Origin of the sequence: Salinibacterium sp. NSLL17 (assembly GCF_015864935.1) — a bacterium.
Lineage (GTDB): Bacteria > Actinomycetota > Actinomycetes > Actinomycetales > Microbacteriaceae > Rhodoglobus.
The window spans coordinates 515,556-539,548 of record NZ_JADYWH010000001.1 but is presented as its reverse complement, the minus strand read 5'-3'; the positions used below and the strand labels follow the sequence as shown (position 1 = coordinate 539,548).

Below are 23,993 nucleotides of genomic sequence, written 5' to 3'. Positions count from 1 at the left end.
AAGCGCTGTTGCTACTTGTCGATAACGGCGGCAACCGCTTCAATCTCAACGAGCTGGTCGGTGTAGCCAAGCGCAGTCACCCCCATGAGCGTGCTCGGCGCATCGTGATCGCCGAACGCCTCGCGAATGACATTCCAGGCTTCAACAAGATCGCTTTGACTGGCTGAAACCACGAGAATTCGGGTGCTCAAGACGTTGTTGAGTTCAGCCCCCGCCGCCCGCAGAGCGATCAGTAGATTCTCAATCGCTTTGCTTGCCTGCGCGGCGTAATCTCCCACTCCCGCAGTAGTTCCGTCGAGGTTCAACGGGCACGCTCCCGCGAGGAAAATGAGACGTGCGCCAACAGGGGCTGTTGCTGCATAGGCGTACTCGGCCGTATCGGAAAGATCAGCTGAGCGAATGAGGGAGACCGGCTGAGACATGGCCTCATCGTATTCGGAGATGCACGAAAAGCCAGCGCCCTCGATTCAGGAAGTAATCTTCAGCTATGAGTCGGGTGTTCCGATTCGCTGATCGGGGGATCATGAAGCGAGCGACGTTGATCGAAGGCTTTGTGCTGATCGTCTTGGGCATGCTGGTGATGGGCGGCGTCCTGCTGAATCTAGCTTCAAACAATTACGAGGGGCAATGGAGAGCTTGCACGGACCACACGTCTCGACCTGATGGATTGGGAGAGTCGATCGAGTACCGAATTATCCCGTCGTTTTCCTTGTTCCCGCTCGGCTTCAACTGCGAATACTCTCCCTACCCACCCTCCGAGGAGTCCGCGACTGTCTTCCTTGACCAAGGCACCGTCCCCGCGATATTCGGAATCGCGCTCACGTGGATAGGAGGTGGGGTGCTCATCGGCGGCGCAGTTCTTGCGCGGCGAGCTGATTGAGCGGCTTGCCGCGCAGCTTCGTGCTCACTGCGGAATCGCCAGACAGCTGTGGATATTAGGAGAGTTGAAATTCGCAGTTCATTACTCTCTATAAATGCATCCGCGCAAAACCGTGATGGTTTACATCGACGGGTTCTCTTTGTACAAGGGGATGCTCCAACGCACGTTTCCTGAATACAAGTGGCTCGACCTAGAGTCTCTGTCAGAGCGACTCTTCCCACGACGCGACGTCGTCGCTGTGAAGTTCTTTACGGCCCCATTGAAGCCGCTGACCAACGACCCCGGCGTCGGACAGCGGCAGCAAGTTTACTGGCGCGCCCTGCGTACGACACGCGTCGAAATCATCGAGGGAAAGTTTAATTTCGCGAAACAGTACCTGCCTCTGCATCCCGAAGAATTGGATGAAACCGGCCGAGTAAAAACGGTGCGGGTCAACCGTCCGGAAGAGAAAGGCAGCGATGTGGCGCTCGCCTCTCATCTACTCGTCGATGCCCTAGAGAATCGAGCGGACTCATACGCTCTCATCACAAATGACTCGGACCTAGTTCCGCCGCTGCAATTGCTCAGCGCGCGAGGGAAAGACCTGACGCTCGTATCCGTAGCGAATGAAAAGTACAACAAAGCATTCGCCAATGTGGGGCTCCGAACGATTCGACAGATCCGCCGCGGCACTCTCGCCTCATCGCAATTCCCAGTAGCCATAAGCGACGCCGATGGGCGGACCATACGGAAGCCGCCTACTTGGCCGTGAAATAAAGCAGGCCCCCGATTCCTCGAGGGCCGCGCCCGGTAGCCGAAGCATCCGGGTGGTTATATGACGATGATAGCCCACGCTGGATGAATCTGGCTGAATTTTTCACCTTTGTTGATTGGTGTGCATTCAAGAAGTCGGCAACCGGAACAGCATCGTGTCGGAGCCACCAGAGCGGCCGACAACCTGAAATCCGAATCGTGAATACAACGATCGCGCACGGTTGCCGTCCTCAACGCTCAGGCTGATGCCGGGCAGACCGCGCACAGCCGCGGCCGCGATGAGCTTCTGCAGAAGCTCGGACCCGATGCCTTGGCCACGAAAGCCCGCGAACGTGGTGATGCTGAGTTCCGGGATTGCTTCTTCGACGAAGCCATAGCCGGGGTGCTCGGCGGAGAAGAAAACCAGCCACGCGACAGCACGGATGTCGCCGCCGGTCTCATCCAGCATCCCGAAGTCATTGCCTGTGGGGAAGTTGGAGTAGTAGTGGGCGAGCTCTTCTGTCTGGTCGAGGTCAGCGAAGCTGAAACGTTGCCCACACCAGTTCATGTTGGCGAGCGTCGCTTCTCTCAGGACTGGCCGGTCGGATTCCTTCAGCAGACGGGTCGACATCCGACGATTGTAGTTGCGGGCTGGAAGCGCCCGCGCAACGCACAGAGGCAAAGCGAGCGGCTCACCGCACCAACACTCAGCGCAGAGCCGTGATCCCGAAGGTCGCGAGCACACCGAACAGAACGCCCCAGATGATGATCGAGATGATCTGCCACACGATGACGGCGTTGCGCGAAGCCCCGAATGACACCATCGCAGCCGAGGTGACCTGGCTGGGCAGGAGCGTCTGGCCGAGCAGGCTGACTCCCGCGACTCCGTAGCGATCGAACCGTTCGCGCAGCTTTTGGCGACGGGGCGTTTCGGGCTTGGGCTCGCGGCCCGCTGCCACCTTGGAACGAACTCCGTGGGCTGCGAAAACGAAGATCAGCATCGATATCACGTTGCCCACGATTGCAGCGATGATCACGACCACGGGGTTGACGCCGGCGACGATCCCGATCACCGAACCGCCGTACGACTCCACATACGGAATCGCCGCGATCAACATCACACCCACCCACTGCAGCAGTTCGGGGAGTCCTGAAGTGAAGGAAGTGAAAGCGTCGTACATGGTGTGCCTTTCTGATGAGGATGACGAGAATCGTCTGGCATGTCACTGGCTGGGGTGCCGGCGATGAATCAATCCTCGCCGCGGATGATCGCGCCGGACAGTGCCGCCGCGTCACGGCATCCAGTGCACTTTCGCACCCGCGACAGTGACAAATGTCACTGCTCTACGCTGGAGGCCATGCTCGAATCCACTACGCCCGCGACGCCCCGCGACGGCGAACAGGCTCGCGGCGTGCGCGGAGTGCGCGCCACGTGGAACTACACCCTCGGCTCCATCGTGTTCTTCTACATCGTGTTGAACGCAGTCGTGATCCTAAATATGCTCGCCATCTTCGCGGCATCAGGCTCGCCTCTCGATGGCCTTCTCATCGCGCTGACGGTGGTTGCGGTGGCAGCCCAAGTGCGCGGATGCTGGTTCCTTCGCACGGAGCGCGGGCAGGGCATCCCGAACATTGCGTGGCTCATCGCGCTTCTCGCCCCCGCCATTGCGGTCTGGGTGATCGGACTTTTCAGGCCCGAGGTGGGCTTTCTTTCCGCTGTTCCGCTGTGGATGGCCGTGTGCGTGGTTGCTCCCCTCTTTCCGCGTCGCCAACTCTGGACACTGCTGGCCCTCGGGCTTGCCGCGTCCATCGCCCACCCTGTGCTCGCGACCATGATCTTCGGCAACCCCATCAGCCCTGCTGCGATTGGGGACGCCTGGCTGGTGTTGTTCTATGGCATCCTGCTGCCACTTATGGTGCTTTCTGCCCTGTGGTGGTGGGACATTGTCGTCACCCTCGACCGTCTGCGTTCGAGCGCGGCCGAACTCGCTGTCACCGAAGAACGCCTGCGATTCGCCTCTGACCTGCACGACATTCAGGGACACCACCTGCAAGTGATCGCCCTCAAATCTGAGCTGGCCGAACGGATGCTCGCCATCGACCCCGAGGCAGCCCGCGAACACATTCACGAAACTCGGATGATCGCCAAACAAGCCCTCGAAGAGACCCGGTCACTCGTGGCCGGGTATCGCGAAGTTGAGCTCGACAACGAACTCGAGAACGCGCGCGAAGTTCTCGCGGCTGCTGGTGCTCAGTGTGATCTGGCCGTCGGCACGATGCCCGCCGACGCTGAGGTGCGGCGTGCATTGGGGCTCGCCGTGCGCGAGGCCACGACGAATATCCTGCGACACAGTGAAGCAACCCAAGTGTCGATCCAGCTCGACAGCAACGACAGCGAGAGCACGTTGGTGATCAGCAACAACGAACTGCGAAGCTCAGCCTCGGCGGGCGAAGTTCTCGGTAGTGGGCTAGTGGGACTCCGAAGCCGCGTCGCCACCCTCGGCGGAACACTTGATACCGCCGTCGATGACGCCGGAGATCGCTTCGAGCTGAGCGTGCGAATTCCGTCGCGAGCGAGAGTGACAGCGTGAGCGACGCTGGCGTGAGTGCAGCCGGCGAAGCGCCGCGCGTCATCCGCCTTCTCATCGCTGACGACGAACACCTCATTCGCGGGGCCTTGAGTGCGCTGCTCAACCTGGAAGCCGATATCGAGGTCGTCGCGAGCGTCGACAACGGTGTTGCGGCGACGGAGCAAGCGCTCGAGCTGCAGCCGGATGTGTGTCTGCTCGATCTCGAAATGCCGCAGGCCGATGGCATCGAGGCCGCCACGCGCATCCTCGCCACCGTCGCAACGAAGGTCGTTATCGTGACCCGCCACGCGCGGCCAGGCGTGCTGCGCCGGGCACTCGCCGCCCGCGTCTCCGGCTTTGTGCCCAAGTCGACGCCCGCCGAAGACTTGGCCGCCGTGATTCGGGATGTTGTGGCCGGCAAACGCTACATCGATGCCGAAATCGCGGCGACGGCTCTCACCGCCGACCGCTGCCCTCTTACTGATCGCGAGCTCGACGCGCTGCGGTTCAGCCGCTCCACGATGAGCGTGCAGCAAATCGCTGACGCTCTGCACCTCGCGCCGGGAACCGTGCGCAACTACTTGTCATCGGCGATGACCAAGCTCGACGCTCGCTCGCGGCACGATGCCGCCGATAAGGCGTGGCAGCAGGGGTGGATTTAGCGACGGCGTTCAATCCTGCTTCGCCCGTAGCGCGGAAACCCAATTCAGGGCGCAGCTCAACCATATGGAAAACTCTGCTGCGCTCGTTGGGATCTGCTAAATTAGCAACAACACGACCGGTTCCGCCCCTCAGGGGGTCCAGGGCCGGTCTTTACTTTGCCCAGACAGGTCTTAGCCCGTGGACCCAAAGCCGCACAAGACGTACGCCGAGCAGTTAGCGGTGCTTAAACGTCGCGGCATGTCGGTTGAAGATGCTGCTGCCGCTCTGGCACTCCTCCAGCGGGCTGGCTACTACAGAGCAAAACGCAATAAGTACATGAATTCGATCTCGAATCATCATGAGTGGGAGTGCGACGAATTGGCGTTTGCCGCTGCCCCGAACTGTGCGGGCTGTCTTCAGCGCATGATTGAAACTGTCGGAGCTTGGTGGTGCGGTCAGTGCGGAACGAGCTATCGACCGAAAGACGCTCGCCTCGACGTTTGGCGCTGAATTGGCGGGGAGCCAGTACAGTGCTCACTGTGAACCATGAAGAATCCTTGCGACTAGTCGGTCACTTTTGGGTACCCCTCGCGACAATTGTCCCGGTCATTGCGTTGGCCTACATATTGGAGGCTCGAAGCATTGCGTCTACGTGGTCCTACGAGCGCCGTTGGTGGGCGTTCGTGCAGGGCGCCGTCATTCTTTCCGGCGGGGTTTTGCTAATCGCGCTCGAAGTCGGTGCTTTCTACTACATAATCACACCCACCTTCTCATCCGGAGACGTGCTCGCGGCGGCTACCGTTATGACCATAGTGATGGCGGTGGTGGTCGGTTATCCGTTGATTCACATCAATTCAATTGCAACGACACCAGTGGTGGGGATCAGTGCTTGGGCGACGATTCGCTCGCTCTTTTGGTTCAAAAAACGAACAGCGAGGAAAGTGATCGCAGCCGCAGCAGCACTTGAAGCGCGGAGCGTCAGCCTTCTTGAGTCTGTCGATTCGATGATCGCGGAAGCAACAGCCCAGAAGAACGAATGTGAAGTGCAGCTCAAAGCAATTGACGAGACGGAGACTGTGCGGATCGAGGCTTTCCGGCGGTTTCTACTCAAAGCCGAGGAAGCGCTGGAGGGTCTCGGTGAGCAGCGTAGCGAAGCCATGATCATGATTGCAGAAGCTCAGCTGGCGCAGACGGAACTCCAAGTCGGCATGGAGAATCTGACCGCTTCAACCTCCCGCAACCTCGCAAACGAGCAAACTAAAGCGGATATCGAGCGAGGACTGGAACAACTCCGCCGCATGCGATGACGTCTAGCGGCGGGCAATTGTAGTTGTAGTCAGATTGAGGCTTTCCCCAGTCGGATCGCTGTGTGCGGAGAATTCCGAGGTCTCCGTGTCTGGGGATAACTTGGGGATAAGTGGCGATAAATGGGGGATAACCGTGTGAGCAACACGCCCATTCATAATTAGTCAAATGTATTTCTCGATGTCCCCCTTAAGGGGGACCGGCTCGGATTTTGTAAACTCGTACGGGTTGAATCCTTGCGAGTTCCCCCGTAAGTACGCGGAAAATAGCGGGTGTAGAGGCCCTACACGGCACCCCTCGCGCTGCGCGGCGCCACTAGCGGGAAACCAACTACTAACAGCTATGAAAGTCCGTCAGCGGGGCATCTAAGCCCTCTTTGTCGGCAGAAGTCGATATACTTTCAGAAGAAAAGCAGCAAGCCCCGGATAGCAACTAGCTACCCGGTGAAGGGCAGTGGCTATACGAGGCTTGAGCAGTTTCCTTGAGACGGAATTGTTTGAGCGTATCGCTAAACACTGGAGGAGACAAAATTGTTTTCTCCAGAGCTACGTTGCGGTTAGGACATTACTAATGTCAGTTCGTCCCGTTCGCCAAAGCCGTAAAGATAACTACGGAAACATCACTGCACTCGGCGACGAGGGAGCCGTTTGGTCTCCTCGTTCTAGTGCTGATGTGATTTTTGATATTGAGCGCGGCACGCATTCTTATTACGTGCCGTGGGAATCGGGCCACACGCCCATTCGGGTAGTTCCGGGGCAAGGCGGAAAGTACCTTCGCACGGATCGCGATGCGACCGCGCGGAACAACCTTGACGAGTTGCCGGACTGCTAGAGGCAGCGAAAGCTGTCCCCGCCTGGGCTGTGTTTTCACTGGCCAGGCGGGGACGGCGTCTGCTGCCTGCCACGAGATGACGACTACGCGCTATGCTCGCGGAATGGGCCTACTCTCACGCTAAGCGGCTACTCGCATACGTTCAGGCTCTTTGGTCATTCGACAATCGACTTCGAGCAGCTACTTTTGCCTCAGTACAGACAGTGGAAACCCATCTGAGAGCCCTCATCGGATACTCGTTGGGAGCGGTGGATCCACTCATCCACGTGAAGCCCGAGCTGCTATCGATCTCGAGGATGCAGGACTACGGCTTGTGGTCCGCAAAGCTGGCAAGAAAAGTAGAAGACTCGCGCGAGGACTTTGTGATCCACCATCGCGACAATCGTGAGAATGTGATTCCCGAATGGGTTGCCGTTGATGTTCTCGACTGGGGCGGACTTTCGTACCTCTATAGCTTTATGCCCATTCGCGAACGCGAGGCCGTGGCAGCGCATTTCGCGCTCAGCGCGGCTCAGCTCTTCTCATGGCTTCGCGCCCTCAACACCGTAAGAAACGCTTGCGCTCATCACTCGCGTTTTTCAATCGCCGCTACGCCATGTCGCCGAAGCTCACAAGACCTGGTGAGAACCTTGCTCTCGACGAGATCGCCGTCTCGAAGCACAGCACCTTTGGGATGCTGTCCCTTATCCAGCACCTTGGCTCACAAACTCAGGGGCACAATCAGCGATTGCTTCCTGCTGCCGTATCCTCATTCCCGCTCGACAGCGGACTTAACTTTGGTGCTCTCGGTACGACCGAAGACTGGCAAACCTTCCACCTCTGGAAATAAGCTACGCCAGGCACAACGCGGCTAAAGCTAAGCGCTTTCGGGCCGCGCGAAAGTGAGCGCCCACGACCGGGCTCCCTGTTCGGTCTCGACCCAGCCATCCGCTTCGATGTCGTGGCGGATCTTCGCAAGGTGCTCGGCCATGCGCGGCGCGTACGCTTCATCCGGATTCATCGGATCGAACATGTGATTTGACGAGAAGGTTCCACTTTCGTAGCGAGTGTCGCCATCTACCTTGCCGACAAAGCGCAGCGTTCGGTTGAACACTCCTGTTGTGTACGAGGTAAGCAATCTCGCCAGTTTTGAGATTTCGACGTCTTCGACTTCGATACGGAGCAACTCGCGTTGTGCGTTCATGCGTCCCATAGTGCGCCTCAAGCGCGCCGTTGTAAACGGGTCGTCAGGGGAACCCTGCGGCGGAGCTAGTTGTAGCCGTAAGCGAAGTACCCGACGTAGCGGAACCAGTCGCCGAGTAGCGGAGTGTGGAGCCGAACGTCCACGTGCTGTCGTCCGTCGGCCCACGACTCGTCGACGGTGACTGTGGCGAGCGCGGGGATGCGGAGGCGGAGGCCAGCCAGATGCAGCCATTGGCGGTCGGAGCGCAACCGCATGCGGCCATCCGTGACCGTGAGCTCCAGGCGCACCTCGAAGCCGCCGCGCCTGCCCAAGAAGTCGTGCAGGCGGCCGTCGACGACGCGCATCTCATCCTGCAAGGCGCGGTCGCGACCGGGGAAGTGGAAGGTGCGCACAGCGCCGAGGTCGCCATCCGCGGTGGGGGTATTGATGACGTCGAAGGGCACGTTGCGCGCGTACTCCGGAAAGAGGATGCGCTGCCACGCCATAAACGCCAGCACCGGTTTCAGGATGCGCAGCGGTGACCCCGCCACGTCGAACACCCCGCTGCCTACGCCGACGCGGTCACCACCGTCAAAGTAGGGGCGAAGCTCGGGAGACAGCAGATCGAGCGAGGCGCCGAGCACTCGCCGGTAGACCGACTCGGTCACGATTGCACCTGCTCTTGCGCCTGCTGACGTGTGGATGCCGGATGCTCGGTCGCCGGCAGGCTGGGCTCCTCACCACCGGCGGCGCCGGCAACCCCAGCACTCGGCTCACTCAGCGACGTCACGCACCGCGACAGCAGATCGCCGAGCATCACTTGCTCGCCCACGCTGAGGGTGGACTTCATCCGGTCCTCGACGTCTTTGACCGCAGCGCTGGCGGAGGCCAACTGGCGCCGCCCGCTCGCAGTGAGTTCGGCGGGGAGCACGCGGCCAGCGACGGGCTGCTCGGGCCGCGTAATGAGACCATCACGCTCGAGGGATTGCAGCAAGACGTTCATGGCTTGGCGAGTAACGAAGGCTCCGCGGGCAAGCTCAGAGTTCGAGAGGCCGGGTCGTTGGGCCAACAGTTCGAGGCACGAGTAGTGCGTGATGTTCATCCCGAGCGGACGCAGCACGGCTTCCATCGACGACCGGAGTGCGCTGGAGGCTTCCTTCAGAAGGTAGCCCAGCGAGGTTTCGAGATCGATTCCGGCCGGCCGTTGCGTCATGTCAATATTCTGACATAGAGTGTGGGATGTCAACTAATTGACATGACGATTGAGGAGAAATAATGACCAGCGCATCCGGCCCCGGCTTCATCTCACTGCAGGTTCGCGACTTCGACGCCGCGGGCGCTTTCTACGAAAAGTACCTCGGCTTGACCCGCCAGCCAGGCCCACCCCACGCGATCGTTTTCGGCACGACCCCGGCTGCATTCGCGGTGCGCTCCGCAGCTCCCGGCGTTGACCTCGACTCGGTCACACAACTCGGACTCGGGGTCGGCATTTGGATGCACGCTCCCGACGCCCAAGCTATCCACGACACCCTCGCTGCCGATGGCATAATCATCACCTCAGCTCCCGTCGATGGTCCCTTCGGGCGCACCTTCACGTTCGCCGACCTCGACGGCTACCAGATCACGCTCCACGATCGCGCGTAGCGCGCGGGCAGGCCTTGATAAGCGCTGATCCGCGCTGGATAGCCTCGATACTTGTCAGCTACGAGACCTGCACGCCGATTCGGTGCCAGCCCTCGGCGCCGTCGGGCACGACCGGCACGGGGTCACCGGATTGCGTTGTGCCTTCGGTATCCGTTGCTCGCACCTCGATGATGTGGTTGCCGCTCGTGGCTTCCCACTGATAAACCCACTGAACCCAGGTGTCAGCGGAGATCGCGGTGGCGAGTTCTGCGGCTTCCCAGTCGCCGCTATCGACGCGCACTTCGACGCCGGCAATTCCGGTGTTAGGCGCCCACGCGACGCCAGCAACGGCGACAGTGCCCGCCTCAACCGATGCGTCTGAGGACGGAACATCAATGCGTGACTGCACCTTGACGGGGCCGATTGCCGACCATCCGCGATCGGTCCAGTAGGCCGTGGCGTCGGCGAAGCGGGTGACTTCCATCTCGACAACCCATTTGGTTGCCGAGACGTAGCCGTAGAGTCCGGGAACCACCATGCGCACCGGGAAGCCGTGTTCGCGCGGAAGCGGCTCTCCATTCATCCCGACGGCAAGGATGCTCTCGCGAGACTCTTCCTGCAACGCCTCGATCGGGGTGCTCGCGGTAAAGCCGTCGATGCTGCGCGACAGCACCATGTCAGCCCCGGCGAGCGGCTTCGCTTGGGCGAGCAGTTCACGGATGGGGTAGCCAAGCCACATGGCGTTGTCGACGAGGTCGCCGCCCACCACATTCGACACGCACGACAGCGTTGCGGCGGTCTCGACCAAGGGCAGGGCGAGCAGCTCGGCGAACGTGATTTCGACCTCGTTCTCGACCATTCCGGTGATCTTGAGGCTCCACTCATCCGCATCGATGTTGGGCACGACGAGCGCTGTGTCGATGCGATAGAAGTCAGCGTTGGGGGTGATGATCGGCGAGATGCCTGCGACATCGAGACTCGCGCCGGCGGGGATTGCCGGAGCGGGGAACGCCGCGGCCGGCAGCGTGAGAGCCGTGCGCACGGCATCCACGACACTGGCACTGGCGTTGACGACGCGCGCACCAACGCCGACAAGAACAGCACCGACGGATGCCACCCCCACGATGCGCAGGAAGTCGCGGCGCGAAGCGGCCGGCACACGGTTGGGAGTGGCGGATGAACGTTGAGCGCTAGCGGCACGCGCGGCCGCTGCGGTACCGGCGGGCGTCTTAGCAGGCGTGACCGGGGCAGAACTCACCCAGCGTCGCAAGCGAATCATGGTGAGGCGCAACACGAGAACGCCGGCGACGACGCCGAGAACGGTGGGCATCGGCCAGCTTGCGGTCGCTTGGGCGCGCGTCGTGACGGCGATCGTCGCGACCACCCCAACGAAGACGAGCAGGATGACGCCCCAGCTGGGCCGAGCATATTCAACAAGACCGATGGCCACAGCGAGAACCAGCACCAGGAGCCCGACACACAGCAACAGCACGATCTTGTCGTTGGTTCCGAACAGCGCAATAGTGAGGTCTTTCAACCATGACGGTGCGAGGTCGATGACGAGGGAGCCGACAGCAAGCACGGGGCTGCTTGCGGGCGAGATGAAGACAGCAAAGAACTCGGCGACAGCAAGCACGACGGCGGCACTGAGCACGCCAAGAAGTGCCGACCAGGTGCGGATTCGTTTCACGCTCAGTTCGGTGGGCGGGGCAGTCTTCGTCGTGGAGGTCACAGGCGAATCGCTTCTTCCTAAGTAAGACGAGAGACCGTGGGTCTAGACGCCGGGCTGGACTTTGAACATCCTCTTCCAGAACCGCCGGAACAGGAGTCACAACTAACCCTAGACGCGGCTGCTGTGTAGACGGCGGCAGGGTTCGAGATGAGTCAAAACCGTAAGATTTGGCGGTGAATCGGGGAGAGCAGCTGCGCTAAGCCGAAACAGGCTCGTGCGTTCCGCAACTGAAGTGGCTGCGATAGGCGCTGGGCGTGACTCCCAGCGTGCGCGCAAAGTTTTGGCGCAGCACAGCGGCAGAGCCGAATCCGCTCTCTCCCGCCACTTGCTCAAGATCGAGCTCGGTCTCTTCGAGAAGCCGTTGCGCGTGCAGCAGTCGTTGGCGGGCGAGCCAGGCTGCGGGGGTGGTGCCGAGATCCGTTTTGAAGCGACGGGCGAAGGTGCGCGGCGACATTTGGGCTCGACGCGCGAGTTCATCCACCGGAAGTTCATCGCGCAGGTTCTCCAACATCCACTCGGTCACGGCCGCGAACGACTCTGACCGAACGACCGGCAGCGGCTTGCTGATGAACTGCGCCTGTCCGCCATCACGTTGCGGCGCAATCACCATGCGTCGCGCGATGCGATTCGTCACCTCAGCCCCGAGTTCTTGCCGCAAGAGGTGCAGGCAGGCGTCGATGCCGGCGGCGGTGCCGGCACTCGTGATGATGCGGTCATCCTGCACATAAAGAACGTCGGGGTCGACGTCGATCTTGGGATACATCTCGGCAAGGGTTTGCGAGTACATCCAGTGCGTGGTTGCACGGCGTCCATCCAGCAATCCGGATGCCGCCAAAGTAAACGAGCCGCTACAGATGGCCAGCACCCAGGCTCCGCGCGCGACCGCCCGTTCGAGCGCTGCGGAGACCCGCGCATCCACGGTTCCCCACATGGCACGAGGAATCGGGGTGAGCACAATCACGTCTGCCTCATCAGCGAACGACAGGTCGTTGTCGACGTTCATCGTGTAACCGATGCTGCTGCGGATCGCGCCCGGGTCTGCGGCGAGCACCCGAAAATCGAACGACTGGATGCCCTCATCGGTGCGATCGAGACCGAACGCTTCGCAGGCGAGCCCGAACTCAAACGGAGTGAACCCGTCGTGCACGATGACCGCTACTCGTTCCATGAGAACCTCAACTCTTCGCTGAATACGCCGCATGCGAAGTTGGCAGTATTCGTTAGATAGATGGCATGGCTGCCACTGTTGGCACTATTTATACGATCGTAGCGTTGGTGCCATGTTAACCGCAATCATTATCGCCACCGTCTCAGCCCTCGCCATTGTGGGCACCATCCGCGAACTGCCCCAGGGAGGCAGCCGCCGAATCCCGACCGATTGGAGTCGACTGCCCTAGCCGGTGAACGAACTGCAGCTCCGTTGCTGTAGCCACGCGCGGGCAGGTTCCGCCAGCAAACCGAGCACATTCTCAGGGAGGAATAGTGCGTGCCGGTCGATGTTGAAGTTGATACGACCGACAGAAAGAGATCTGCTGTGAACTTGTTTTCCCCCACGACCCTCGGCGAGCTAAGCCTGACCAACCGCTTGGTGATGGCACCGCTCACGCGTACCCGATCGGGCCAAGCCGGCGTTCCCGGCCCGATGGTTGCCGAACACTATGCCCAGCGCGCTTCGCTCGGTCTGATCGTTTCTGAGGGCACCTACCCGAGCCATGCCGGGCAGGGCTTCCCCGGCCAGCCCGGTCTGGTCGAGCCCGAGCAGCTCGAGGGCTGGAAGCACGTTACCGACGCGGTGCACGCGGCGGGCGGCCAGATCGTCGCGCAAGTGATGCACGCCGGGCGAGTGACCCACGAAGCCACCAACGGCGGACACACCGTCGTAGCCCCGAGCGCGATCGCGATCAACGGCCAGACCCATACTTACGACGGTAAGCAGCCCTACCCGGTGCCGCATGCGCTCACCGACGGCGAACTCACCGGCGTGATTGACGAGTTCGTGACAGCATCCCGCAACGCCATCGCGGCGGGATTCGACGGCGTGGAGCTTCACTCCGCCAACGGCTACCTGCTGCACGAGTTTCTCTCCCCCGCCTCCAACCAGCGCGAGGGCCAGTACGGCGGCTCCCCCGAGACCCGCGCTCGCTTCGTGATCGAGGTCGCAACCGCGGTAGCGGAGGCGATCGGGGCTGGCCGCGTTGGCCTGCGCATCTCGCCGCAACACAACATCCAAGACGCCCTCGAGACAGACAACGCAGACGCCCTCGCGACCTACGGCGCGCTAGCCGACGGCCTTGCCCCACTAGGGCTTGCGTACCTCAGCGTGCTGAACGCCGAACCCACCGGCGCCTTCGTGCAAGAACTACGCACGCGCTTTGGCGGACCGGTATTGCTCAACAGTGGCTTCCAGCAGATGACAACTCGCGATGAGGCCCTCAGCCTCGTGCGCGACGGTCACGCCGAGGGTGTCGTCGTGGGCCGCCCGGCCCTCGCAAACCCCGACCTGGTCTACCGCTGGCAAGAAAACCTGCCGTTGAACACCCCCGACGCCGCCACCTTCTACGGCTCCGGCCCCGAGGGTTACACGGACTACCCGACCTTCGAGCCGAGCTAGCGCGTCGCCACAGCGGTGCTCGGCCACAACCACGACGAAACACCGAGCGCCGCTGTGCTGCACACCGATATCCTGCGATCATGAAGACATGACGACAGTGAATGTTCGCGCCATGACTGCGAGCGAGTTCGCGGCCTGGCAACGTGCAACAACGGCAGAGTTTGCCGCTGAGCAAGTGGCGATTGGGCGCTGGGCTCTCGAGGGCTCCGTTGACCGCGCGATCGAAGACAATGCCCGGCTACTGCCCGAGGGATTCGACACCCCACGCATGCTGTTCCTCCAAGGAATGGATGCCGCTGGCGTGACCATCGGTCACGCGTGGGTCAGCCTCGACCACCCGCAGGGGTCACCCGACTTGGCATTTTTGTTCGACATCCAAGTGGTGGAAGGTCGCCGAGGCACCGGTCTCGGTCGCGCACTTCTGGCCGCAGTCGAAGCCGCTGTGTTGGAGGCCGGCGTGCCCGCCTTAGAACTGAACGTCTTCGGACATAACACCCCCGCCGTCGAGCTCTATGGGTCGTCGGGCTACACCGTCACCACCCAACAGATGCGAAAGACCCTTCGGCCTTAGCTAGTGAACGGCTCCAGCCCGGTCGCCTTCACCGCTACGGCCCAGAGCTTCTCGGCCGCAGCAGGGTCAACCGCCCACTGCTTGGCGCCGCCGGTCGTCATGTCGGCGTGGTCATCCGCAACGATGCCCTTGATGGAGCAGTCTTCGCAATATGCGCCGCCGCGCTCGGCCAGTTCGGGAGCGGTAGCCGCCCAGAGTCCGGTCGATGCACCTTCAGCAGGCGTTTTGAAGAGCGGGTTGGGGTTGCCTTCTTCGTCAATCCACTGACGAGCAAGCAGTTCTTCGCGGGGCATGTTGCGCTGCAGGTCGGTCATGATGCCACCGGGATGCACCGAGAACGCGTGGATGCCGCGGCCAGCCAAGCGAGCATCCAGGGCAACAGCGAGCAGGGCATCCGCTGACTTCGACTGACCATAGGCGACCCAGGGCTCGTACTCGGTGGAGTCGAAGTTGATGTCGTCGAAGTTCACCGGCGAACGCCAGTGGCCAACCGACGAGTACGACACGATTCGCGCGCCATCCTGAAGCAGGGATTCGAGGCCGGCGACGAGCGCAAAGTGGCCGAGCACGTTGGTGCCGAACTGCAGGTCCCAGCCCTGCGGCGTGCGCAGCTCGGGTGTTGCCATGACCCCGGCGGCATTGATCATGAGGTCAACGGGAGTGCCAGCGTCGCGCATCCCGGCGGTGAAAGCGGCAACGGAGTCGAGGTCGCCGAGGTCCATCGCCTCAATCTGCACACCAGTGACACCGGCGAGCACTTCGGCGGCCTTGTCTGGACGACGAGCGGGAACAATCACGGTCATGCCCGCTTCGGCGAGCGCCTTCACTGTTTCGAAGCCGAGCCCCGAGTAGCCACCGGTGACGACGGCGGTTTTGCCGGCGAGGTCGAATCCGGCAATCACTTCGGATGCTGTGCTGCGGTAGCCAAACATCGATTCGAGAGGTTGTTGGCGGGCGGTCATTTCTTCGAGGGAGATCATGCTTGTGACTCTAAGAGTTGGAGCGCACTCTAGGTCAAGCGCACCAGCACACTCCCAGAAAACAGCTCCCGCGCCCCGCGCGCGCCCGGGAAACGGCCCCGGGCAACAAGAAAGCCCGGGCCGACCGAAGTCGACCCGGGCTTGATCCCTGGTGCTAGTTCACGTGAGAGCTATTAGCCCTTGGTGACTTCGTAGTACAGCGGAACTGAATCCCAGCCGAACTCAACGTTCTCGACGGTGTCAGCCGAGACGCCAGTGGCGTTGGAGTACCACAACGGAATGCTGGGCAGATCCGTGAGCAGAACTTCCTGAGCCTGCTGGTAGAGAGCAGTTGCGTCATCGACCGAGTCCGCTGCTGCACCCTCCTTCATGAGTGCATCGAACTCGGCGCTGCTGTAGCCCTCGAAGTTCGAGCCGGCACCGGTCTGGTACAGGGGAGCAAGGAAGTTGTACAGCGACGGGTAGTCAGCCTGCCATCCGGCGCGAGTTCCACCGGTAAGCGTGCCCGCTACACGGTCTTCGAGCGACGACTTGAAGTCGGGGTACGACTTTCCAACAGCCTCAATGTCGAGCGTGTTCTTGATGCTGTTAGCTACAGCATCCACCCAACCTTGGTGTCCACCATCAGCGTTGTAGGCGATGTCGAACACGGTGTCGCCGTAGGGCGAGATGGCGTCGGCTTCGGCCCACAGCTTCTGAGCTTCTTCGGGGTTGAATTGGAGCACCTCAGCACCGGCGAGCGAGTCCGAGTAGCCGTCGACAACAGGCGACGTGAAGTCGGTTGCGGGAGTGCGGGTTCCTTGGAAGATCACGTCGGTGATCTCGTCACGGTTGATCGACATCGAGATTGCGGCGCGACGCAGCTCTCCCTCTTCCCCACTGAAGTGCTCGAGGTAGAAGGGAATGTTGAAGCCCTGGAAGATGGCTGCAGGCTGGTTGATGGCGCGGTCGCCGAACTCGTCTTCGAAGATTCCGAATGCCGAGTCGGGTACAGCGTCGAGGATGTCGAGGTTGCCACCAAGAACGTCCGCGTAAGCGGATTCTTGCGAGGTGTAGAACTTGAACGTAACTCCGCCATTGGCGGGGGTGCGCACACCGTCGTAGTCAGGGTTAGTGACGAGAGCGATCTGAACGTCGTGCTCCCACGCGTCGTCACCGTCCAACATGTACGGACCGTTACCGACGGGACTTTCGCCGTACGCATCCATGTCTTCGAACGCTACGGTCGGCAGCGGCATGAAGGCGGTGTAGCCGAGGCGCAGCGGCCAGTCAGCTTCAGGAGAGTTGAGCGCAACCTCGAACGTGAGGTCATCAACGGCGGTGAGGCCGGTGAGCTCCGCGTCTTCTTCGTAGTTGAAGCCTTCGATGTTGTCGAAGAAGTAGGAGGACGCCTGCGCGTTGCTGAAGGTCGCGCCGTAGTTCCATGCATCAATGAACGACTGTGAGGTGACTGCTTCACCGTTAGTGAAGGTCCAGCCGTCGTTGAGCGTGACGGTCCAGTTTTGGCCGTCTTCCGATTCGATCGACTCGGCGACGTCGTTGCTGATGCTGCCATCGGCGTTGTAGGAAACGAGACCCGCGTAGATGTTGGTCAGAATCTTGCCGCCACCCACTTCGGTGGTTCCCGTGGTGATGAGCGGGCCCAGCGGCTCGCTTCCATTGGTGGTGATGATCTGGTTGACGTCGCCTGAATCTCCGCCATCGCTGCTAGCGCAGCCGGCGAGAGTGAGCGAGACCGCCGAGGCGAGCGCGACAGCGCCCAACCCGAAACGTGATGTCTTCATGCTTCCTCCTGTGCAGTGAGCGCCTACGGTGCCAACAGTGAGTGGCTCCGGGCGTTGGATTTACTTTAGGGCTATGAAACAGCGACCTAACGTAAAGTGTCATAATGTTATCTCGTTGTTAGGTTGTATTGACTAGTTGCCTTACAAACAATTTACAAAACCGTCACATGGCCTATCATTGCCTTTATGCGGATACCGTAAGGTTTCGCCATGACGGCGTTCAGCCGCACCGAGCAAAGAAAGAAGTAGAGACGATGACGAGCGCTCCTATCCTCATGTTTTCGAGCACGATGTCCGCAGACATGCGGCACGTAATCACCCACGAGGTGCACGACCCCTTCCTCTACATCGAGGTTGATGGCAAGCGTTACACCGCCATCAAGTCGCTTGAAGCGGCCCGGATGCGCGACGTCGACAACATGACCGTCTTCCCGCTCGAAGAGCTCGGCTTCGATGACTTCCGCGCCGCTGGACAGGGCCCCGACCTCGCCGAACTCAACTGCTTGGTTGAGGCTTGCACCCGCACCGGCGTGACGAGCGCCAGCGTTCCTTCCACTTTCCCGCTCGGCGTCGCCGATCACTTGCGTGCTGCTGGCATCGAGCTGAACGTCGACAACCACCTCTTCGAGATGCGCCGCCGCGTGAAGTCGCCGGCCGAACTCGCCGGCATGCGCCGCGCTCAGATCGCTGCCGAAGCAGGCGTCGCCCACGTCGCCACCCAGATGGAAGCCGCAACGATCGACACCGATGGCGGACTACTCGTCGACGGCAAGCCCCTCACGTGTGAAGACTTGAAGACGGGCATCCGCGCCGCCTTCTTGCGCAACGGCTGCGAAGACGCCGGCCTCATCGTGGCTCACGGCGAGCAAACCTGCATCGGCCACCACGCTGGCTCGGGCCAAATCTTTGAGAAAGAGCCCGTCACGGTCGACATCTGCCCCCGCGACACCGAGTCCGGTGGAAACTCCGACATGACCCGCACCTTCGTCAAGGGCGAGATCAACGAAGAGCTCGCAACGTACTGGCGCATCGTGAAGGAATCCTTCGACAACACACTCGCGGCCATCCGCCCCGGTCTCCCCGTTGCCGAACTGCACCGCATTTCGTGCGAGCCAATCAGCAACGCTGGTTACCCCACGCAGCTCACCAAGAAGCCGGGTGAGGTTCTCAACGAGGGCTACTTCCACAGCCTCGGCCACGGAATCGGCCTCGAAGTTCACGAAGCTCCCGGCCTCGGCCAGAACGACGCCGTGCTTGTTGCCGGTGACGTCATCGCGATCGAGCCCGGCTGCTACCGCCAGGGCTTCGGCGGCGTGCGCCTCGAAGACATCGTTCTCGTGACCGAAGACGGCGCCGAGCGCATTACGGACTACCCGTACGAGCTCACCCCCGTCGCGATTTCCCGAGGAGTCTAATCGTGCGCGACCCCCGCATTGATGCCGAGCGCGAGCAGAGCATCCGCGAATGGCAGGAATTTTGTCGCTTTCCCTCTGTGGCGAGTGATCGTGTTGCAATTGAGGCTGCCGCTGACTGGTTGGAGCAGAAGCTTCGCCGGCTCAGCGAGCGCGTCGAACGCATCGAGATTCCCGCTTACGGGCCGGTCGTTGTCGCCTACTTCCCCGGAGCGAGCGACAAAACGCTCATGCTCTACAACCACTACGACGTGCAGCCCGTCGGCGACCTCGAGCAGTGGGTCTCTGGCCCCTTCGACTCAGAAATCCGCGACGGCGCCATGTGGGCCCGCGGTGCGTGCGACGACAAGGCCGATGTCACGAGCCGCTTGCGCGCGCTCGAACTGTTCATCGAAGATCACCCGGGCGGCTTGCCGTACAGCATGATCTACCTCGCCGACCCCTGTGAAGAGATCGGTAGCCCCGGACTCGAAACCGTCTTGGCCGAGAATGCCGAACGCCTCAGCTCCGACGCAGTGCTGTGGGAGAGCTACCTTCGTGAAGACGATGGTCGCCCCGCCGTCGGCTTCGGATGCCGTGGCGGCATGGAGATCGGCCTGAGCCTGAACATCCTGGCCTCCAATCAGCACCCCTCGTACTCGCAGATTCTGCGTTCCGCACCGCTCGAGCTGATGCGGGCGATCACGTCTCTCGTCACCGAGGACGGCCTCATCGCCGTTCCCGGTTTCACGGATTCTGCGTTGCGTCCGGATGCCGCAGCCAAGGCTCGCACGCAGGAGCTTTCGCTTCCCGGCGATGCCATCAGCCTCCCCGGCATCAGCCCGCTGAAGGATCTGCCCGAGGCAGAGCTGAAGGAACGCTTTATCTTCACCCCGTCGATGAGCCTCTCGGGCTTCGATATCGATCCCAGCGTCAGCCACAGCGTTCCGGCGAAGGGCACCGCGAAGGTGCGCTTCGGGCTCGTTCCGGGAATGGACCCGCACGCGTGCTTCGATGCCGTGAAGACCTTCCTCGGCGACACCGCTCCCGATATTCAAGTCAACCTCATCCGCACCATGCAGCCTGCATTCTCTCCGGTCGACACTCCGTTCGCGGTCTCGGTTCTCGAAGCTGCAACAAAAGCTTTCGAAGCAGAACCCGTCATCTACGATGTGATGACTGGTTCCGGACCGGGAGCATTCTTCCTTGAACATCTCGGGGCTCCCCTGATCTCACCCACCGGAACTTTGCGACCGGAGGGCAACATGCACGGCTACAACGAACACGGCTACCTCGAGGACTACCTCACCCACATCCAGTTCACGCTCGACCTGCTCAATAACCTTGAGGCCAACGGGTTCGCGAACAATGACTGATCCCGTCGCAGCAGCCGAAGCCTCCACGATCATTGACCTGCTCGAAGAGAGCACACCCAAGGTCGAGCTCGACACGGTTGACCTTCAGCTGATCCGCCATCTGCACGAAGACGCCAGCGTTTCGCTGCGCAGCCTCGGCGCGCTGGTCGGGATGTCGGCGCCGAGCGTCGGCGAGCGCGTTGCCCGCCTCGAACGCACGGGTGTCATTCGCCGCCGCAGCATCGAGATGGACTGGTCAGCGATGGGCCGCCCGATGCTCGTCGTGATCCCCATCAAGATCACGTCGGATGCCAAAATGCTGACCGTCATCGAGGCCCTGCAGGCAATTCCTTCCCTCACTGAGATTCTTATCCTGAGCGGTACCTACGACATGATGGCGCGCTTCCGCCTGAAAGATCATGCCGAGCTGCAGACCCTTCTACTCGAAAAACTGGGAGCCGTCGCTGGCCTTCAGCGCGTCGAAGCGATGATCAGTCTCGGCCGGGTCAACGACACGTCACCGCTCACTCACATTCTTGGCATTGACGAATAACCGCTCCAACAGAAAGTAGCTCCGTGCGCATTGATGATTCGTGGCGAGACCTCGCCGCTCCCGATTTTTCCCTCTATGCAGGGCTCGATCCCGAGCGTCGGATCATGATGATGGGCGCGGATCCGTTCGCGCCAGATAAGTGCCTGCCCGACCACGTGATCGATGCCACCAAGCAAGCCCTCGATGACGGCAAAACGCACTACTCGCTCGACAACGGGTACGCCGAGCCTCGCCTGAAGACGGCGCTCGTCAACAAGCTGTGGGACTTCAACGGGATGGAGATCGACCCCGAAACGGAGTTGATGGTTGGCCCCAGCTCGGCATTCACCCTCTTCCTCTCGATTCGCATCTGCATCCGCCCCGGTCAGGGCGATGAGGTTCTCGTCACAAGCCCCGGCTTCGCAGAGAACATCAACGACATCCACCAGATGGGTGCGGTGTGCGTGCAAGTTCCGACCTACGAAGAGGATGGCTTCGCCCTGCGGATGGATGAGTTCCGCTCGCGCATCACGGAACGCACTCGCGCCATCGTCATCACCAACCCCAACAACCCGACCGGCACCGTCTACACCCGCGAGAACCTGATGGAACTCGCCGCGTTGGCTGAAGAGTTCGACCTGGGAGTGATCGTTGACCAGGACTTCGAACGCCAGGTTTACGACGGAGCTGAGTATGTGAACTTCGCGACTCTGCCCGGAATGCGCGAACGCACCCTCACCGTCTTCGGCACCTCGAAAGACCTCGGGCTCACCGGCTTCCGTGTTGGTTACCTTGTAGCCCCGGCCGAGATCATGCCGCTGCTCAAGATCGCGACGTTCAACTACGTCGGCCCCACCAACACCTTCGCTCAATACGGTGTTGCCGCCGCCTACGAGAACCCCGCCTACACGGATGAGTGGTTCACGATCTACGACCAGCGTCGCCACGCCATCTTCGATGCACTCCAGGGCATCCCCGGCGTGGGCGTCACGATGCCGGCCGGTGGTTTCTACCACTGGGTCAACATCTCCGAACTCGGCACCTCGCTCGAAGTCGTCAAGCACCTCGTCGAGACCCAGCAGCTCGGCGTCTCGCCCGGCAACTGGTTCGGCAACGTCGGCGAAGGCTACATTCGCGTCATGTACGGCTCGAACGGCCGCGACGAAATCTTCCGGGAAGGCGTCTCGCGCTTGGCTGCTGGCCTGCGCGAGCTTGCAGAATTTAAAGGTGTGAGCGCCGCCGCCTAGCTCTGCCCGCCCGCTCCCCCAGAGCTTTCGGAATACCGCTGTTGGCGGCAAGGTTGTACCGGTCATGACCGATCTCCTCGCCGCCGACACCGCCATGGGCGCTGTCACGCTCAGCGTTGCCAACCTCGACGCTCTCACCGCGTACTACCGGGATGCCGTGGCACTCACCGTGCTCAGCGAGTCTTCTGACACGGTCGTTCTCGGTCGCGGCACCACGCCCGTCGTGATCCTCACGCATTCGCCCGCGCTCAAGCACGCGAGCCCGCGCGATGCCGGGCTGTTCCACACGGCCATCCTGTTCGACACCGAAGAAGCCCTGGCGGCATCCGTCTATTCGGTCGCCACTCGCTACCCGAAGACGTTCACCGGCAGCGCCGACCACCTCGTGAGCAAGGCGTTCTACTTCACCGATCCCGAAGGCAATGGTGTCGAACTGTACTGGGATCGCGACCGCACCCAGTGGAGCTGGACACACGGCACCGTCGAAATGGCGACCCTGTTTCTCGACCCCAACGGCTTCTTGCAAGAGAACCTCACCGAGGCGGCAGTCGAACAGCCCGCGATCGGCGGCGCCCGTGTCGGCCACGTGCACCTGCAAGTCGGCGACGTTGCCACCGCGCGTGAGTTTTACGTCAACCAACTCGGCTTCGAGGCGACCACCGAAATTCCCGGCAGCGCCGTGTTCGTGAGCGCCGGCGGCTACCACCACCACATGGCCATGAACACGTGGAACTCGAGCGGCGCCGGTCCGCGGCTGCCCGCACTCGGACTCGCCCAAGTCGACATTGCGGTGCCGAGCGCCGACGACCTCGGAGCATTAGATGAACGGATGACCCACCACGGCATCCCGCTACGCCACGATGGTCAGACCCTCAGCTTCGATGACCCGTGGGCGAACACGATTCGCGTCAGCACCGCGCAGTAGCGCGCTAGCGAACCGACAGGTTACCCGCCGAGGCGTTCGTCGATCTCGCGGATGACCGGCCACGCGCCCTCTTCGGAGTTCGAGAGCACGACAACGTCGAGACCGTTCTCAAGGTAGTGGCGAACGATTCCGGAGGCGCCGGGGCTCACACCGTCGGCGAAGTAGCTGCGCACGGTGCCGTCTTCATTCATGTCGAACTCGAGACCGAAGCCGTACCAGGTCTCTTCGTCGTACTGCACCTGCGGGGTGAGAAACTCTTCCGTGAATTCGGTGTCGAGGAGGTCGCCGTTGCGCACAGCCTGAATGAAGCGAATGAGGTCGGCGGCGGTGACGTGAGCTCCGCCATCGGGCAGACCAATGGGCGGGGCGCTATAGATATTGGAAACCCAGCGGCCATCGATGTAGTCCCAGCCTTCGGCAACGCGCGGTGCGGCATCCCGACGGTCATAGAACCCCGAGTCGACCATGCCGGCCGGCGTGAAAACCTCGTCGAAAATGTACTGGCGGTAGTCGGTCTTCGTAACCTTCTCGAGCGCAAGGCCCGCCAGAACGTAACCCGCGTTGGTGTAGACGCACTCGACACCGGGCTCGGCCAGTGACTCCTTGTTCACAAAGGTGGGGAGCTGGTCGGCGGGCTCTAGAATTGTGTAGGTCGGGAACTCTGCCCAGAGGTCGGCGTAGCTTTCGCCCTCCTCTTCATCTACGTCATCCGCAATGCCGCTCGTGTGGGTGAGCACATGCAACAGCGTCACGGCCGGGTCGATCTCAGTGTCGGCCAAGTCAACATAGTGGTGGATGGATGTCTCGAGATCGAGGTCATTCTTCGACACTTGCTGCAGCGCCGCCACGCTCGTGAAGAGTTTCGTGATCGAGCTCGAGTCGAAGCGAGTATCTGGCGTATTCAGCACATCCCAGCGCTGGCTGGCCTTGCCGGCGACAGCCTCGTAAATAGTGGCGTTGCCTCGCTTGATGAGGACCGTGCCAGAGAAGTCGTTGTGCTCAAGAAATTCGTCGAGTCCCGTGGTGTCCATAGTGCGAGCCTACCTACTGTCGCTCGTCAATTGGGCAGCGGATGCTGTGGGTGGCCTCGATGATTACCGAGTAGCGCTCCCAGCGAACA

26 protein-coding genes and 2 pseudogenes are annotated in these 23,993 nt (G+C 61.4%); 17 read left to right on the top strand and 11 right to left on the bottom strand.

Features of this window, described 5'->3' with window-relative positions; all coding sequences use genetic code 11:
• Positions 1–11: 11 nt before the first annotated feature.
• Positions 12–422: a RidA family protein gene (locus I6E51_RS02595; protein WP_197109360.1), complete on the bottom strand. Its 411-nt coding sequence runs from the start codon at positions 420–422 to the stop codon at positions 12–14.
• Positions 423–487: 65 nt separating this feature from the next.
• On the opposite strand from I6E51_RS02595, the gene I6E51_RS02590 reads away from it, so the two are divergent.
• Complete coding sequence (locus tag I6E51_RS02590) at positions 488–880, top strand: hypothetical protein (RefSeq protein WP_197109359.1); 393 nt, start codon at positions 488–490, stop codon at positions 878–880.
• A gap of 94 nt (positions 881–974) precedes the next feature.
• Complete coding sequence (locus I6E51_RS02585) at positions 975–1,631, top strand: NYN domain-containing protein (RefSeq protein ID WP_197109358.1); 657 nt, start codon at positions 975–977, stop codon at positions 1,629–1,631.
• A 129-nt stretch (positions 1,632–1,760) separates the two neighbouring features.
• Here the strand turns inward: I6E51_RS02585 and I6E51_RS02580 are convergent, their stop codons facing one another.
• Positions 1,761–2,243 (bottom strand): GNAT family N-acetyltransferase, encoded by a 483-nt coding sequence (locus I6E51_RS02580; protein WP_197109357.1) that lies wholly within the window; start codon positions 2,241–2,243, stop codon positions 1,761–1,763.
• A gap of 76 nt (positions 2,244–2,319) precedes the next feature.
• Positions 2,320–2,793: a hypothetical protein gene (locus tag I6E51_RS02575; protein ID WP_197109356.1), complete on the bottom strand. Its 474-nt coding sequence runs from the start codon at positions 2,791–2,793 to the stop codon at positions 2,320–2,322.
• Positions 2,794–2,813: 20 nt separating this feature from the next.
• Here I6E51_RS02575 and I6E51_RS14360 point away from each other — a divergent pair, with 20 nt between their 5' ends.
• From I6E51_RS14360 to I6E51_RS14145, 7 genes and pseudogenes are all read left to right on the top strand, one after another.
• On the top strand, positions 2,814–2,942 hold the full coding sequence (locus tag I6E51_RS14360; RefSeq protein ID WP_255528578.1) for a hypothetical protein: 129 nt from the start codon (positions 2,814–2,816) through the stop codon (positions 2,940–2,942).
• Between the two features lie 28 nt (positions 2,943–2,970).
• A complete protein-coding gene (locus I6E51_RS02570; protein ID WP_197109355.1) occupies positions 2,971–4,203 on the top strand; it encodes a sensor histidine kinase in 1,233 nt (410 codons plus the stop codon).
• Entirely contained in the window at positions 4,200–4,844 is a 645-nt protein-coding gene (locus I6E51_RS02565; protein ID WP_197109354.1) for a DNA-binding response regulator, read from the top strand. Before I6E51_RS02570 ends, I6E51_RS02565 begins: the two co-directional genes overlap by 4 nt.
• Positions 4,845–5,363: 519 nt before the next feature.
• A complete protein-coding gene (locus I6E51_RS02560; RefSeq protein WP_197109353.1) occupies positions 5,364–6,131 on the top strand; it encodes a hypothetical protein in 768 nt (255 codons plus the stop codon).
• Positions 6,132–6,699: 568 nt separating this feature from the next.
• Entirely contained in the window at positions 6,700–6,960 is a 261-nt protein-coding gene (locus tag I6E51_RS02555; protein WP_197109352.1) for a DUF3892 domain-containing protein, read from the top strand.
• Between the two features lie 92 nt (positions 6,961–7,052).
• A pseudogene (locus I6E51_RS14625) lies at positions 7,053–7,478 on the top strand (Abi family protein); the annotation flags it as partial.
• 5 nt (positions 7,479–7,483) lie between these two features.
• Entirely contained in the window at positions 7,484–7,789 is a 306-nt protein-coding gene (locus tag I6E51_RS14145; protein ID WP_231599632.1) for a hypothetical protein, read from the top strand.
• A 27-nt stretch (positions 7,790–7,816) separates the two neighbouring features.
• On the opposite strand, the gene I6E51_RS02545 is transcribed toward I6E51_RS14145, so the two are convergent.
• The 3 genes and pseudogenes from I6E51_RS02545 to I6E51_RS02535 form a co-directional block, all read right to left on the bottom strand.
• Positions 7,817–8,143, bottom strand: a complete 327-nt coding sequence (locus tag I6E51_RS02545) for a hypothetical protein (protein ID WP_197109350.1) — start codon at positions 8,141–8,143, stop codon at positions 7,817–7,819.
• A gap of 65 nt (positions 8,144–8,208) precedes the next feature.
• A complete protein-coding gene (locus tag I6E51_RS02540; RefSeq protein WP_197109349.1) occupies positions 8,209–8,790 on the bottom strand; it encodes a DUF4166 domain-containing protein in 582 nt (193 codons plus the stop codon).
• Between the two features lie 152 nt (positions 8,791–8,942).
• A pseudogene (locus I6E51_RS02535) lies at positions 8,943–9,335 on the bottom strand (MarR family winged helix-turn-helix transcriptional regulator); the annotation flags it as partial.
• A gap of 62 nt (positions 9,336–9,397) precedes the next feature.
• Here I6E51_RS02535 and I6E51_RS02530 point away from each other — a divergent pair.
• The gene (locus tag I6E51_RS02530) at positions 9,398–9,766 is read left to right on the top strand and encodes a VOC family protein (protein WP_197109347.1); all 369 of its coding nucleotides are present in this window, start codon (positions 9,398–9,400) and stop codon (positions 9,764–9,766) included.
• 58 nt (positions 9,767–9,824) lie between these two features.
• Here I6E51_RS02530 and I6E51_RS02525 read toward each other — a convergent pair whose 3' ends face one another.
• Both I6E51_RS02525 and I6E51_RS02520 read right to left on the bottom strand, forming a co-directional pair.
• On the bottom strand, positions 9,825–11,477 hold the full coding sequence (locus I6E51_RS02525) for a molybdopterin-dependent oxidoreductase (RefSeq protein ID WP_197109346.1): 1,653 nt from the start codon (positions 11,475–11,477) through the stop codon (positions 9,825–9,827).
• A 196-nt stretch (positions 11,478–11,673) separates the two neighbouring features.
• The gene (locus tag I6E51_RS02520; RefSeq protein WP_197109345.1) at positions 11,674–12,645 is read right to left on the bottom strand and encodes a GlxA family transcriptional regulator; all 972 of its coding nucleotides are present in this window, start codon (positions 12,643–12,645) and stop codon (positions 11,674–11,676) included.
• Between the two features lie 366 nt (positions 12,646–13,011).
• Between I6E51_RS02520 and I6E51_RS02515 the strand changes: the two genes are divergently transcribed.
• Both I6E51_RS02515 and I6E51_RS02510 read left to right on the top strand, forming a co-directional pair.
• Complete coding sequence (locus I6E51_RS02515; protein ID WP_197109344.1) at positions 13,012–14,088, top strand: alkene reductase; 1,077 nt, start codon at positions 13,012–13,014, stop codon at positions 14,086–14,088.
• A gap of 88 nt (positions 14,089–14,176) precedes the next feature.
• The gene (locus I6E51_RS02510) at positions 14,177–14,659 is read left to right on the top strand and encodes a GNAT family N-acetyltransferase (RefSeq protein ID WP_197109343.1); all 483 of its coding nucleotides are present in this window, start codon (positions 14,177–14,179) and stop codon (positions 14,657–14,659) included.
• On the opposite strand, the gene I6E51_RS02505 is transcribed toward I6E51_RS02510, so the two are convergent.
• Positions 14,656–15,639, bottom strand: coding sequence for an oxidoreductase (locus I6E51_RS02505; protein WP_197109342.1), 984 nt, complete (start codon positions 15,637–15,639; stop codon positions 14,656–14,658). The two genes, I6E51_RS02510 and I6E51_RS02505, sit on opposite strands and share 4 nt — an antisense overlap.
• A gap of 173 nt (positions 15,640–15,812) precedes the next feature.
• The gene (locus I6E51_RS02500; RefSeq protein WP_197109341.1) at positions 15,813–17,423 is read right to left on the bottom strand and encodes an ABC transporter substrate-binding protein; all 1,611 of its coding nucleotides are present in this window, start codon (positions 17,421–17,423) and stop codon (positions 15,813–15,815) included.
• 254 nt (positions 17,424–17,677) lie between these two features.
• On the opposite strand from I6E51_RS02500, the gene I6E51_RS02495 reads away from it, so the two are divergent.
• The 5 genes from I6E51_RS02495 to I6E51_RS02475 all read left to right on the top strand — a co-directional run bounded on the left by I6E51_RS02495 (position 17,678) and on the right by I6E51_RS02475 (position 22,873).
• A complete protein-coding gene (locus I6E51_RS02495) occupies positions 17,678–18,838 on the top strand; it encodes a Xaa-Pro peptidase family protein (protein ID WP_197109340.1) in 1,161 nt (386 codons plus the stop codon).
• A 2-nt stretch (positions 18,839–18,840) separates the two neighbouring features.
• A complete protein-coding gene (locus I6E51_RS02490; RefSeq protein ID WP_197109339.1) occupies positions 18,841–20,190 on the top strand; it encodes a M20/M25/M40 family metallo-hydrolase in 1,350 nt (449 codons plus the stop codon).
• Complete coding sequence (locus I6E51_RS02485) at positions 20,183–20,722, top strand: Lrp/AsnC family transcriptional regulator (protein ID WP_197109338.1); 540 nt, start codon at positions 20,183–20,185, stop codon at positions 20,720–20,722. The genes I6E51_RS02490 and I6E51_RS02485 overlap by 8 nt, the downstream gene beginning before the upstream one ends.
• Before the next feature lie 23 nt (positions 20,723–20,745).
• Positions 20,746–21,948: a pyridoxal phosphate-dependent aminotransferase gene (locus I6E51_RS02480; protein WP_197109337.1), complete on the top strand. Its 1,203-nt coding sequence runs from the start codon at positions 20,746–20,748 to the stop codon at positions 21,946–21,948.
• 64 nt (positions 21,949–22,012) lie between these two features.
• Positions 22,013–22,873, top strand: coding sequence for a VOC family protein (locus I6E51_RS02475; RefSeq protein WP_197109336.1), 861 nt, complete (start codon positions 22,013–22,015; stop codon positions 22,871–22,873).
• Positions 22,874–22,893: 20 nt separating this feature from the next.
• On the opposite strand, the gene I6E51_RS02470 is transcribed toward I6E51_RS02475, so the two are convergent.
• Entirely contained in the window at positions 22,894–23,904 is a 1,011-nt protein-coding gene (locus I6E51_RS02470; RefSeq protein ID WP_197109335.1) for a serine hydrolase, read from the bottom strand.
• Positions 23,905–23,993 lie beyond the last annotated feature (89 nt).